The sequence below is a fragment of the Pseudomonadota bacterium genome (assembly GCA_027620075.1).
Lineage (GTDB): Bacteria > Pseudomonadota > Alphaproteobacteria > Rickettsiales > UBA6187 > 1-14-0-20-39-49.
This window is the reverse complement of the sequence record JAQCEY010000001.1, coordinates 607127-621614: the sequence shown is the minus strand read 5'-3', so window position 1 is coordinate 621614 and position 14488 is coordinate 607127. Positions and strand designations below refer to the sequence as shown.

Here is a 14488-nt window from a genome sequence, read left to right as displayed (position 1 = left end):
AACTACATAACAAAAAACCCACCATAAGGTGGGTCAGTTTTGAACGCAGATTAACCCATCAAGTGGGTCATTATTGTATGCGGGTTAACACAGCAAATATTTAAAATTATTTGTAATGTAAATATTTATAGACTATTTTCCTGACATATGAAAAATACAAACTTATTTATTTAATTTGGAGACAAAATGTCCGTTCAATTGATTGAAGAAAAGCTATTATCGCACTTTTTCAGACGTGTAAGAAAAAAATACGCAAATAGATTATTAGAACAAAAAAAGGTTTTAAGTGGTGAATATTGTGGAATGCGTCTGCCAGACAAAAGTATATTTGCTAACTTTTCATACGCACAAGTATTAGGGACATACGAATTATTCTTGCAAACCATTATTGCTAAGAATATCGAAAAGTATGAAAAGTTTATCGATATAGGCTGCGGATGCGGTTATTACACTAATGGTGTAGCCTTTAAATATAAAAAGCCAACATTGGGTATAGACCTAAGTGAGAATGAAATTGATTTTGCAAAAAATGTTTCAAAACTCAATGAACTAGATAAATACACGGAGCATTTTAAAAGAGCTGCTAACCAAAGTGATATACAAGATAAAGCCTTTCACCTTATAGATATTGAGGGTGGTGAGTGGGAGCTGCTTAAGAACCTTGATTCATCAAAATATAAAAATGCAGCCTTTGTTGTTGAACTTCATAAAACCCAAAATGCTGATATTTCTGATCTAAAAGAGTATGTAACCAAAATCTTCAAAAAGACTCATAAAGTTACTTTTGAAACTGAATCACCAATTTTAATTAATGAGCAGGCATATAATGAAGCCAAAAAGATTAATATTAATAGGAAATTTGCTTTCATGTTAACAAATGAAATGCGAGCATATTTCCAAGAATGGGCTTTAATCCTTCCTAAAAGTTAAACTTTATAATAGGATAAGTATAATTATGAGGGTTTTCTTTTTACTAGGACACACATTCTTTGAGCAAAGCATAAGTATTGCGAAAGAGATAAACCAACAAATCCCTAATTCTGAATTCAGAGCAATAGTAGCAGCACGTTCAAACCTAATGGATGAGCTTGATAAAATAAAAGACCCTGAATTTTCAAATTATGACTGGCTAAGTGGGCTTGAAAGAAAATGGCTCGAAACACCTCTTGATATGGATAAGCTCAAAGATTATGAAAAAAAGCTTGGTACAAATATCATAAGAAGGATAATTACAGCCGATCGAGAAATAGGCGTTGGTTTTGTAAGTGGTGGTATTGTAGAGCGAACCGAGCTTATAAAACTTACTAAAAACAACGATGACGCTCGATGGCGTTATGTAGTCGGATTGCTGGATTATTTGTTTACTGAATATGAGAACCATCGACCCGATGCTATATTTGCTTATTGTGTTGCGGGTTCTGTAGCTTTCGCAATGGGAGAAGTTGCTCATTATTTTGGAATACCATTTACGCAGCCTGTTATAGCAAGAATAAAGCATTGCTGCATTATGGATGACAATAACTACTGGTCAATGCGCCCTGTAACCGATTTATTTGACAAAGCTCTAAAAAACCCATCACTTGTTGCTGATAAAATGGATGAAGCCAAGCAATTTATCCAAGATTTCAGGGAAAGACCTATTGCCCCTCAAGATACAGTATCTTGGATTAAAGAGCTAAAACAAAATAATTCATATCTGGGTATAATGAAGACCTTAGCGAAGGATTTAGTTCGCTGTGTAGCTATAAAGCTTGGATTGGAAGGTACAAAAGGAGTTCTAAGACAGCGCAATGGGCTTGATATATTAAAGAAAAATCTCTTATATTTTTACTACACGAGAAAAGCGTTAAATAATAAGGTTAAGTTCTTTCATAATGAAATAGGCAATTATGAGTACATATATTTTCCACTACATGTAGACCCGGAAGCTTCAACAATGGTTCTAGCTGACATGTTTACCGACCAGATGTCTGTTATAGAATCCATAGCCAGAGCCATGCCTGTTGGAATGAGGTTAGTTGTAAAAGAGCATATTCCTTGTCTTGGATTGCGACCAAAAGGCTTTTACAAACGAATTGCTAATATGCCGGACGTTATTTTAGTAAATCCTTTTTTAGATAATTTTAAGATAATGCAGGAGGCTAAATTAGTATGTACTATCCCGGAACCGCTGGCTGGGAATCATTCATTTTTGGTAAGGCCCCCCTTGTTATCGGTAACGTATATTATTTAAAGCTAGGAGAAGGACTTGTTCATTGCCAAGACATGTCAAAAATTGATGAAGCAATAATACAAGCTATTAAAACAAAGCCAGTAAGCCAAGACAGGCTAGAGCTATTTATTGCATGTATAATGACTTTATCTATTGATATATCGCCAGAGGATATGTGGTTTGAAAAGTATGCCGACCTTGAAAAAAGAAAACAAGCTGTAAAAAAAATGGCTGAGCATCTTATTAAAATGGCAGAAACCAATCTTGACCATGATAACAAGGTGGTTAAATTAAAAAGAATGTAAATTTACATCGTTATATCTAAACCATAAACAATCTGGCAAGAGGGTTGACGGGAGAGCACAGCCATCTCCCTCACAAGCTGGCATGAATAACTTCATGCAGGTACAGATTAGTCAAGATTGACATTCCAGTAAAGACGGACAAAAAAAATCCTCCACTAAATTAATAATGGAGGATTTGTTCCTACAATTCTTGCAAAACTATCTAAAAAATGAAATCATTTTCATCAATCGTATAAACACCGTTTAACTTTAATTCAAACGTATTTGAATTGCCCGTAATGGTTGTCATAGAACCGTTATCAGTAACCGTCAGGTCTGCAAATGACGAAATACCGCTTGCATCTAACGCCGATAAATCTATCAAATCCGTGCCGTCTTCAAAGTTATGGATAGTATCTATTCCATAAGTAGCGTTTGAATCGGCTATTGCCATAAATAAAAAAGTATCTATTCCCGCATCGCCTTGCATGTGGTCAACTCCGTATCCGCCACGTATCGTGTCATTTCCTTCGCCGCCGTATAAAATATCATGACCGACCTGACCTTCGATGATATCATCGCCCGAACCTCCGTAGATAGTGTCGTTTCCGGCACCGCCTTCGATATAATCATCTTCAGCATATGTAGCTATCAAGTCATTGCCACCCATCCCGTAAATGATATCCTTACCGATACCGCCGCCATATCCGGTAATAGTATCGTTAGCAGCAGTTCCAACAACTACTTCGGCAACATCAGTGACGTTAATTGTTACCGTTTCAGTATAATCGGCACCTGCTATATCAGTTGCAGTAATATCAAAACTTATAGTGCCGTTATTAGCAATAACCGTTGCGTCCTCATAATCCAATGATACGCCGTCAACTAATTTTAATTGACCGTTTACAACTTCAAACCTTGCGTCCGTTGTTGTAAACGTATGACTGTCACCGGCATCTATATCGGCAACTGTAAGATCACCAATAATTGCACCGCTTACATTTTCAGCCAAAATGTTATCGGATAATGTAATAGCTGTTGGAGCATCATTTATCGCATTAACTGTAATAGATACAGTTTGTTGGTCAGACTCCAAACCTTGTGAATCGGTAATTGTATACTCAAATGTATCAACACCATTAAAGTCATCTGCAGCCTTATAACTGATAGTACCATCTGCATTTACAGAAACCGTAGCACTAGCTGTAACATTATAAATCGATATATTTGTTTGAGTTGGAGCAATAGAACCATCCTCATTTGCTAGGTCAATCGCATCAGACAACGTAATAGTCAGTTGTGTATCTTCGTCAACCGCTCCATTTACAAAAGAAACAACAGGCTTATCATTAATAGCAACAACATTAAGATTGAAAATTCTTGTTACCGTTCCGCCATTTCCATCTGTAACTGTAAACTCAAAACTAGCAGAACCAAAATAATCATCATCAGGGGCAAAAGTCACAGAAGTTCCATCAAATAACACCGAGCCATTCACTGCATTCTGCACAGAATATATTGAAAGCACATCACTTACATCAGCATCATCAGCCAAGCTGTGGGTTAATATATCCGCTACAGTTATAACAAAATCAATATCTTCATCTGTTTCATTTGTAGTAGCCTGAATATCTGATGCAGTCGGCTCATCATTTGTATCCGAAACATTTATAGTAAATGTGATAGGAGCTGTTGATTCACCTACCAAATCAGTTGCAATAATATTAACATCTGCCGTTGGCTCAGTTTCAAAGTCTAACGATTGACCGTCAACTAGTTTTAGCTGACCATTTATAACTTCAAATCTTGTATCATCAACTATAAATGTGTGGCTATCTCCAGTGTCAACATCTACAACGGTCAAATCACCAATAAATGCACCAGATGAATTTTCAGCCAATATATTACTTGATAGTGTAATTCCGGTTGGAGCATCATTAATATTAGAAACATTTATTCTAACTTCAGCAATGGAATCCTCACCAAATCTATCTACAACCTTATACTCAAATGTATCTATACCTGAAAAATCAGCATTAGGTGCATAAGTGAATGTTCCATCTAAATTATCTATTAGCGTTGCACCACTTAAAGGTTGAGAGAAAATACTGTCAAAAATAACACTTACATCTTCCTGGTCTGTGTCATTTGATATAAGAGTATTTGTATCTATTAGTAATGAACTTTCTTCAGTACCGGCAATAATATCAACGGCGGCAACAGGAGCCTGATTAGGCTGTATAGTAACATTACTATTAAATGCAGGGTTAATACCATCCTCTAAAATAGTAGAGATACTTACCTGACCTGTAAAACTTGCGTCTTTAGTAAACGTGATTTGAGATATAGCCTCATTTACATCATCTAATAACCCGGTAATTATTAATACTCCATTTACTGAAGTCAATGAATCTGTAGATAATATACCTGATGAGATATCTGACAATGTGAGTGTTACGGTTACATTGTCACTGGATGATGCCGCTAATAATCCATCAATAACAAATGAATCAGGCATGTTTCCTATATAGCCAATATACTTATTAGAGTTTAATAACAATAATGTACCCTTTGTTACTATTTTAAAGAAAGTATCAACATCAGACTTTCCATCACTAGCAGTCAATTTTATCTATGTTGCCTACATCGAAACTTGTTGGAGCCCCCTGAAAAGTTTTAGCTATAGGATCAAAAGTAAGCCAGTCAGGCAAATCTGAACCGTCAGCTAACGTTGCAGTATATGATATATTATCACCCTCAACATCAAAAAAGGCATCATCTGAAATCACAAATTCTAGATTATCACCAACTAAAATGTTTTTATCTTTTATCCCTTCAAACAACTGAGGGGCAAAATTAATGTCTTGGTAGAAAATAAAATTTTCTTCTGTTAGAGGCTTATACTGTAGATCAATACTATTTAAACGCAATGTCTGGTTATCACCCAAGTCTAGATTCAAATACGCTCCATTACCATGACCTGCACCAAGCTGGATAATATCAAGATCATCAAAATTACGGATATTTGAAAAATCTGATAAATCAATTTTATCGTAAATTACTCCATAACCCAAATCATCAACTTTAAAATCTTTAATTATATCAATGTTTCCGGACTGTTGCTTTATAACAAAAATATCATTCCCGTCTCTACCTATGAATGTATCGTCAAGCTCTGATCCGTATAGTTTGTCTGAAACATCAGTACCTTCAATAATTAGCTTACTGCCAACAACCTGATAATCTGACTCTGTAAAGGTTTTTGAATACACGCCGCCTTCAGAGCCATCTTGGTCTATACTAATCCATGCAACTACAAATTCTCCTCCTCCAATAGAAGTTATTGTCGGCATATTTTGAGTACCAAAAGTAGTTTCATTTATTAAAAATTCTCCTCCGAGCTTATTGCCATTTTCATCAAAAACCTGACCAAAAACCCCAGATTGATGATTATCTTGGTATAAACTACTCCAAACAACAACAAAATGACCATTATCAAGCGTATGAACAGACGGTTGTTGCTGCCAGAAGAATGTCTCATCATTTACAACAAACTCTTCGCTTAAAGGCAATCCTGAACTGTCATATATTCTTCCGTTAATATCAGTATCATACGCATCTTCACTACTAGTCACCCATATTGCAGCGAATTTTCCATTATCAAGTGCTGATAATTGAACGTTGCGATTATCTATAGACAGATCCTCACTTAATAAAAATTCATTAACTAAAATAACACCGGTTGAGTCATATATCTTAGCTAGTGACTGAGTGGTTGTTACACTATCTATTCTACCATTCCAAGATATAACATAGCCACCATTAGAAAGTGCCGTTACAATTGGCTCATACTGCCCAAGAGTTACATATTCATTTACCAAGACGGGTGTTGTAACCGCATTTCCATTAATATCAAAAATCTGATTGTATATATCCATATCAGTTTGACCGGAAGGAGAAAAATTCATTGCGTCCCAAACAACCGATATATTACCGTTAGTAAGCTCAGTCATGCTTATATTATTCTGAGCATTATCTCCATCATTAATAACCCTTATAGGATCAGTTCCAATCTTATTACCAAGATTATCATAACGTTGAATATATGAACCTATATTATAATATACGCTAGGGTCGTAATCATAGTTCTGCCACCCTACCCAGAAACCTCCGTCTGATGTACCTAAAATTGTAACATCATACAAATCGCCACTATTTACATCTTCACTTACAACAATCTCTGCTCCAATCTTATTGCCAAATGCGTCAAACATTTGACCGTAAACTTTATAATAATCATCGGAAACTTCATTTTTCCATACTATTACATGACCTCCACCTGTTAAAGCTGTTATTGCAGGTGTGTCTTGATTGCCAACTGTAGTAGTATTAACAAAAATTTCAGGAGTTGATACCGGTAGACTATAAACGTCTGAAGGCTCTATAATATTAATATTAAACGATTCAGTCATGTATTCAGTAGTATTACTCGCTATAATTCTAATGCCAATACTACCTATGTCTAAATTTTCAGGAGTTCCAAAGAATTTTAGAGTTATAGGATCAAAGGTTAACCAAGAAGGTAACTGAAGACCATTTGCTAGTGTCGCAGTATAAGTAAGAGCATTGCCGGAAGCGTCCAAGAATGTGTCAAATGGTAATTGTATTGATATCTCGTTTCCAAACTCAAATGTATGGTTATATACCTTATCATTTATTACCACATCATCTGCAGAATATATTTTAGCATATATATCTGTTTTTTCAGGCAAATGACCGTATTTAGCTTCAGAATCCCATGTTATTACAAAATCACCGCTTTCAAGCTGATCTATATCAGGTCTTAATTGTTGTTGCTCAATACTATCATTAACATGGTACTCCTCTCCAAGTTTTACACCATCAAACCTAAATCTTTGAGCATAAATTCCTTCACCGGCACTTAACTCAAAAACATTGTTAAGAGCTGAATATGTTACAATAAATCCTCCATCATCAAGTGCTGTAAGTTGTGGATCAATTCTTTGCCATGATTTAGCTGCTATACTAAATTCATTTCCAATCTCATTACCATCACTATTAAATATCTGACCTACAATCTTTTCTTCACTGCTATTTGAGGATTGATCGACTTCTCTCCAAATCGCCACAAAATTATTATTAGACAAAGTTTGAACTACTACTGTTTTAGCTACACTAACTTTAATAGTCTCACCATTTTCATAATAATCTGTACCTTCAATAATTTTTATATTATTACCAATTTGATTACCATCATTATCATAAAGTTGTATATAATGATTATACATTTTGGTGTTTAAATCATCATTAAGTGAATAACTTTCTCTCCATGTTACAATAAATCTATCATTATTCATCTTTGTAACGTCAACATGACTATAAGTTTTTACAGGATCATTACCTGAAGGATTGCTTATAACGAAATGAATCTCGTTGCCTACAGGTGTACCGTTTGATGAAAATATTTGAGAATGTATGCCATTAGTACCGTCAGACGAAACTCCAGACCATGCAATTAAAATATTGCCATTACTAAGCTCCTCAACTGTTGTATCATATCTAAATACTTCTTGACCGCTTGAATTTTGAGCAAAATCAAACTCAGAGCCAACTTTCTGTCCTGATGAATTAAAAATTTGTCCTTTAGCTTTATGTCCGAAACTAACTTCATACTCATCCCATACGACAACAAATTTTCCACCATTTATTCCTAGAACATTTTGTGAAGCACCACTTGTGTATCCTGAATTTGTAATAATTGCAAATTCATCCCCTTGGGGAGTTCCATCAGCTTCAAAAATACGACCCTTTATCGCAGCATTATTACCGTACATATTATTTGTGCTATACCATGTAATAACAAAGTTACCATTGTCCATTGCGGAGATAGATGGTGACAACTGGTAATCATCAGTTAAATTATTTACAATTAACTCTTCAGGAGCATCCCTTAAAATAAAATCATCCGCCAAGAATTGTCCGATATTTGTATTTTTTATACGAAGAGTTTGATTGTTTTCTAAATCGATAACTGTATCGCTTCCATCTTGAATAAATCTTATATCTTCAAAAACTCTTATAGTTGAAAACGCCCAAAGGTCTATTTTCTCACCAATTCCAAATTCATAATCAGTAATTATATCTTCAATATTAGCACTTTTGCTAATATTGAACTGGTCTATACCGGCTCCTCCGGTGAGAGTATCATCCCCAAATCCGGTAGTTAAGAGGTCATTATCCAGACCACCATCAATTATATCACCCTCTGTACCTCCAGATAGATAATCGTCACCACTACCTCCTAAAATAATGTCACCTCCGGCACCACCGAAAATAGCATCATTTCCATCTTGCCCCTCTAAAATATCAGAACCGTCACCTCCATCAATGAAATCGTCTCCTGAACCACCAAGTATGTGATCCGCACCTATACCACCAAAAAGCTTATCATTACCATCTTGACCATCAATATTATCGTTACCATCAACTCCGTATATTCTGTTAATACCAGCATCACCTGTTAATACATCACTAAACATTGAGCCTTCAATTCCTTCAATATTGGTGTAAGTATCTCCTTCAGCATCTCCGCCTGATGCCGTGTTATTACTTAAATTTACGTTAACAGCTTGACTTGAATTTCTATAGGAAATTACATCATCTCCTAACCCACCATCAATCGTATCGCTTCCAGCACCTCCTTCTAGAACATCATCTCCTTCACCACCATTAATAATATCATTGTATGAAGTACCACTAATAATATTATCACCAATAGAGCCATTGATGTTTACAGAGCTATTAACCAAATCAAGCTCAGAACCATCTGCAAATAATATTTTTTCAATCATTGAATTGTCTGAATTATAATGATTAAGAACGGTTATTTTATCAGTTGGATTATTTATAAAATTAATAACAAGATCATTACCGATTTTTTCATGATAAACTTCACTGCTATTAATACTATTACCTATTCTAATAACATCCATATTTGAGTATGCACCGGTTTCATCGATAATATCTTGACCGTCTCCTTGATTAAATACATAGGTATCATTTCCTTCACCACCGTATATAGTATCGTCACCAGAATAACCATTAATTATATCATCCCGACTAGTACCATACAAAATATCAGAACCCGATGTTCCATTAATCTCAATTCCAATACTATCAAGGAAAATTTCTGAATTATCAGAGAATCGAATGATTTCTATAGCATTTCCAGTAAAATGACCTTTTATAGTTATTCGATCATTAAAGTTATTTTTAAACGTTATTATTAAATCTTGCTCGTCACGGGTTAATATTAAGCTTTCCTCAGATACATCACCCTCAAATTTTATAATATCAGCATTATTATTAACATTACCTTCATCAATAATAGTATCAATGCCGTCACCTATATTGAAAATATAAGTATCTTCATCATTACCACCATGTAGTATGTCACTTCCTGTTCCACCAGTTAAAATATCCTGACCGTCTTCACCATATATCTTGTCGTTACCCTGATCACCCCATAGAGCGTCATTTCCTGTCCCACCATAAATTAAATCATTTCCTTCATTACCGGAAATACCATCATTGTTATTGCCGCCATATAATTCATCATTTCCTGTTCCGCCGGTTAATAAGTCCGTTCCACCATTTCCAAGTATTAGATCGTCACCCTCACTACCGCTGATATAATCCATGCCCTCAGAACCATGCATTTCATCGTCAATAAGGCTTCCTATATGGTTTCCATCAGTAGAGAATATAAAGTTAGAAGAATCAACTTGTGCATCTAAAATATCATAATCAATGATAAATTGAGCCGGTGCAGTGCCACCATAAGCGACATGGTCACGCCCATAAACGTAATCTGTTGTAGTATTTTGCTGAATATAGTTTTTAAGAATAATTTTTTGATCATTACCAAGGTTAATAACCGTATCATTTTCGATTGAGTAAACAATAAAATCTGAACGTGAGTCTAAATGTGCAAATTCTGTTAGATCAAATGTAGTGTTATTAAAAGAGGTTTGAACTGTTTTTTCTTCCCATAACTCCGGGGTAGTTCCGCTGGTAATTACTCCGGCACCTGTAGTAGTATCTCCATCAAACTGCCCCATCCAATATGTTAGCTGAGTTAAGTTATACTTATCAAAACCATATATTATATCTGTAGCACCAGGCTTATAGGTAATCTTTATTACATCTAAGGCATCAGGGTTTGTGTAAACAACATCATTACCACGTCCTGTAACTACGTAGTTGCTACCACCACCAACATTTATAATATCATCAGTGTTAGAACCTTTTATAATTTCACCATTACCGCTTCCATTAACATGTTTAATGATTTGAGGGTTCGTACCAACTTTGAATATAAAGCTACTTTCATCTAACCTTGACACATTGGTGTTTGTAAGTTTTACATATTGATTATCACCAAGATTGATTCTTGTTCCATTTATGTCTGTAATAATTAATAATTCAGTTAAATCAAAATCTGAAAGATCAATTTTTTCTGAACTATTATTGGTATCAAAACTAGCAATTTCAGTGGTTGTTCCAGCATGCTTTTCAATGATATAGGTGTCATCACCAAGAGAGCCAAATAAGAAATTATTTCCACCTTTGCCGTTTAAGATATCGTTTCCAGAATCACCGTTTAAGATATCATCACCGTCTGCTCCAGTTAATTCATCATCTCCGGCACCACCATACATTTCAAAAGATGCTGTTCCGGACGCTGAGAAATTATCATTACCATCATTACCAAAAACAGCTTCTATATTATGATCGCTAATATTTATTGTAACACTTGTAGGCGTTGTGATTACAGCTATATCAGTTCCATCACCGCCATCAATATTAGCTGGAACGTCATCTGAATCTACAAACAACAAGTCATTACCTGCTCCGCCTTTTAATGTATCAATACCGTCACCGCCATAAAGCCAGTCATTACCAGCACCACCTTCAAGGTGGTCGTCACCCTCACCACCATCGAAAATAATATCCTTAGAGCCGTTATTAGTTATAATATCGTCTCCGACAGAGCCAACTACTACGTCATAAGAATTAATTTCTGAATCTATATTAATCGGGTTACTATCGGGAGCTTGGTATATACTTACTTCACTGCCATCTTCATAGTTGATGCTAAATTCTTCACTATCGCCGTTAAATTTTAATCCACCAATACTATATTCAAAAGCCGTATCATATGCCCTACCGAAATTACCATTATTCCATGTTACAGCAGTATCATCATAAACTATGTTTCCTTGAATATACTCACCATCATATTCGTCTTCTGGAATAACAGAATCAAGGCTAATGCTATCTATTCCCATAGCATCAAGAGTTTGTAATTCGTCTGTGTCAACATATCCGTTTTGGTTAAAATCCTGCCATATTCTAAATTCTCCAAAACGCTCATCTTCTAGATCTAAAACATTATTTGAGTTAGTATCGAAGACATTTCGCAACGCTTCCATATCAGTTGTGGCAGTGCTATCCCAAAGCGTATAATTTATCTCTTCTCCATATACAATTTGACCATCTTGGAACAGGTCAATTACTAACAAACCATCATCAGCTCCAGCCCAAGCTGTTTTTTCCATATAACTATCAGCATCAACGTCAAAAAATACTGTAGAATCATTTAAGTTTGTAAGCTCAATCCCATCATTATCCAAGTCTATAACAACAGGTGCTACAAACTCACCACCAGATGCATCCGCACCAGAAGGCGGAACTGAAAAACCATCTGAACCAAATAATCCACTTAAGAAATCCAACGCACCTGTAACCGCACCAGAAATTGTACTTCCTACGGTAGAAATAGCCGATCCAATACCGGATACAACCGAGCCTACAACATCACCGATCATTCCGGCAAAACCTGATACAAGGTCTCCTACCATTGAGATTATACTTGGAGCCTCAGGTAAAAGTAGATTTTTTGTTTCTAATGACGCAACCTCAAAACTATTTTCTATATCTAGGCTTGAGTCATCCCAACGTTTCAGTTCAAGATCGTCTTTTTCTTCAGAAGACCAAGGTATTTCATCACTAGGTACTCTTCCGAGAGTTTCTGTATTAACTTCATCACTTGATATAGGTTCTCCAATTTTATTCATGTTATGATCTACTTGTTGAAGGCTTCCATCTTTTAGGAGCAGGAAGTAAGTTTGCCCCGGATCAAGAGCAATACCATTTAATTCACTGGAAGAAGAACCGTTATAAGCACTAACTCCACTAGCAACACTATTCGCAACAGCGGATTGTGCCCCTGATAAATCAACTCCACTCGTTTGAGATGACGAAGCTCCAACTGTATTAATAGCCCGATCAATAACAGAATTTCCAATATCACCAATATCTGGAGTATTAGGGTTTATATCCATTATGTGATTAACAAAGACAGAACCTGCTACATCTCCAACCGAAATGCCATTTGTATTTGAAACATCAGTAACATTTACATTATGCGGAATATTTTTATGAACCTGACCGGTATTTAAATCAATATTTGTATCTAATCCATTATCTCCTTCAATAATAACGTCGCCATTGTTATTTTTTGTAGCATTAAATTCAGGCGGAATACCTAAAGCCTCACCAAAGAACTCTTTGTTATCATTAATTATCTCGTCCGCTGACTCTCCTGTATCTTGTTCAATCTGCTTTACAAAATCACCAACTGTCTTCCCTTGAGCATCAAGTTCTTGTTTTAATTTTGCACCATCTGCATTATTTAATATTTCTTTTTGAGCTTGTTTATCAGTAAAATCATTTCCACTAGGGATCACTCCTAACTCTTTAGCAGCGTCATATGCAGCCCTTCCTAGGGTATCACCTACTGCTCCACCTGCAAAACCAGCTACGAATGCGACACCGGCTCCTACAGCAACAGCTACGCCACTACCTGCAATAACAGGAGCTAAAGCCGTGGCTACACCAGCAGCTGTAACCCATCCTAATATTCCACCACCTAAGGAACCTGCAACCCACTCGGCGATAACATCTGCAGCACCGGCAACTCCGTTTTGGTCATATGCAGCTTGTGCATCTTCTGCTGTAAACACTATATCAAGTATAGCACCTGCCAAACCAACCTTAACTAGCATTCCTTTGAATGAAACATCCGTAGCATTAGCCTTAGCCGTATCAACCCAATTAGCGTAATCTGCTCCTGCAACAGTTCCTGTAGGACTCACGCCCTGCGGTAATTCATGCCCCTGTATTCCATCAAAATGATCAAAAAGTTCATCTGTTTTATAATATTTATCACCAAAACCATCAGTACCTGTTTTAACAGTATTCAGCAAAGCACTAGATTGAACGGTTAGTCTATCTAAGGCTGGTTGAAGTCCTTCAGTATCATATATTATTTTTAATTCGGTTTTATTTAAACCGTTTATTGTATTAACATCATCGTTATTAAGTAGTTTAGGAAGTTCATTTGCAGCAAAAACCCTGTTTGCATCAACATCAGGCGATATTATCACCAATATATCACCACTAGCTTTTGAAGCAAGATTCTCAGAAGCTATACTCCACATTCCTCCATCCGTTTTGTACAATTCATTTTCAAATGTTGTCGGATTGTTTGGATTTACTAAATTATGATTATCTACAGCATCTTGCAACGCATCTAGAAAAACATCATTATTAAATAAAATATTAGCATCAGTCTTATCTATAATACCTAAATCAGAATAACCTCCTGCATCAGTATGCTGATTAACTATATCATTTGCTAGACCATGTGCCGACCCTCCGTCAACATTTCCGGAATATAGTACTGAGACCTTACCTCCTTCGGTCGCACTTGAAACATCTACTCTTCCAGCTAAATCTTTCATCTCATCTAATGAAAGGTTTGAATTTCCATTAATATCTAGCCTATCTTCAATATACTGAACTATTTTACCTGCTGTCATTATAGGTTCTAATTGTTGCATAACTT

The 14488-nt window shown here is 35.8% G+C and carries 5 protein-coding genes; 3 read left to right on the top strand and 2 right to left on the bottom strand.

The window, feature by feature from the left end; translation table 11 throughout:
* Positions 1 to 186: 186 nt before the first annotated feature.
* From O2942_03205 to O2942_03195, 3 genes are read left to right on the top strand one after another with little or no spacing between them, the layout of a single operon-like run.
* Positions 187 to 930 carry a class I SAM-dependent methyltransferase gene (locus O2942_03205; GenBank protein MDA0781254.1) on the top strand — a complete coding sequence of 248 codons (744 nt, stop codon included), beginning with the start codon at positions 187 to 189 and terminating at the stop codon, positions 928 to 930.
* A gap of 25 nt (positions 931 to 955) precedes the next feature.
* Positions 956 to 2233: a hypothetical protein gene (locus tag O2942_03200; GenBank protein MDA0781253.1), complete on the top strand. Its 1278-nt coding sequence runs from the start codon at positions 956 to 958 to the stop codon at positions 2231 to 2233.
* Between the two features lie 32 nt (positions 2234 to 2265).
* On the top strand, positions 2266 to 2517 hold the full coding sequence (locus O2942_03195) for a hypothetical protein (protein ID MDA0781252.1): 252 nt from the start codon (positions 2266 to 2268) through the stop codon (positions 2515 to 2517).
* 202 nt (positions 2518 to 2719) lie between these two features.
* On the opposite strand, the gene O2942_03190 is transcribed toward O2942_03195, so the two are convergent.
* Both O2942_03190 and O2942_03185 read right to left on the bottom strand, forming a co-directional pair.
* Positions 2720 to 5014, bottom strand: a complete 2295-nt coding sequence (locus O2942_03190) for a tandem-95 repeat protein (GenBank protein ID MDA0781251.1) — start codon at positions 5012 to 5014, stop codon at positions 2720 to 2722.
* Positions 5015 to 5111: 97 nt separating this feature from the next.
* A complete protein-coding gene (locus O2942_03185) occupies positions 5112 to 14483 on the bottom strand; it encodes a putative Ig domain-containing protein (protein MDA0781250.1) in 9372 nt (3123 codons plus the stop codon).
* Positions 14484 to 14488 lie beyond the last annotated feature (5 nt).

Excerpts from the sequence above, each read along its gene's own strand:
- O2942_03205 (MDA0781254.1), top strand. The coding sequence starts at position 187 with ATGTCCGTTCAATTGATTGAAGAAAAGCTATTATCGCACTTTTTCAGA.
- O2942_03200 (MDA0781253.1), top strand. The coding sequence starts at position 956 with ATGAGGGTTTTCTTTTTACTAGGACACACATTCTTTGAGCAAAGCATA.
- O2942_03195 (MDA0781252.1), top strand. The coding sequence starts at position 2,266 with ATGTCAAAAATTGATGAAGCAATAATACAAGCTATTAAAACAAAGCCA.
- O2942_03190 (MDA0781251.1), bottom strand. The coding sequence starts at position 5,014 with ATGCCTGATTCATTTGTTATTGATGGATTATTAGCGGCATCATCCAGT.
- O2942_03185 (MDA0781250.1), bottom strand. The coding sequence starts at position 14,483 with ATGCAACAATTAGAACCTATAATGACAGCAGGTAAAATAGTTCAGTAT.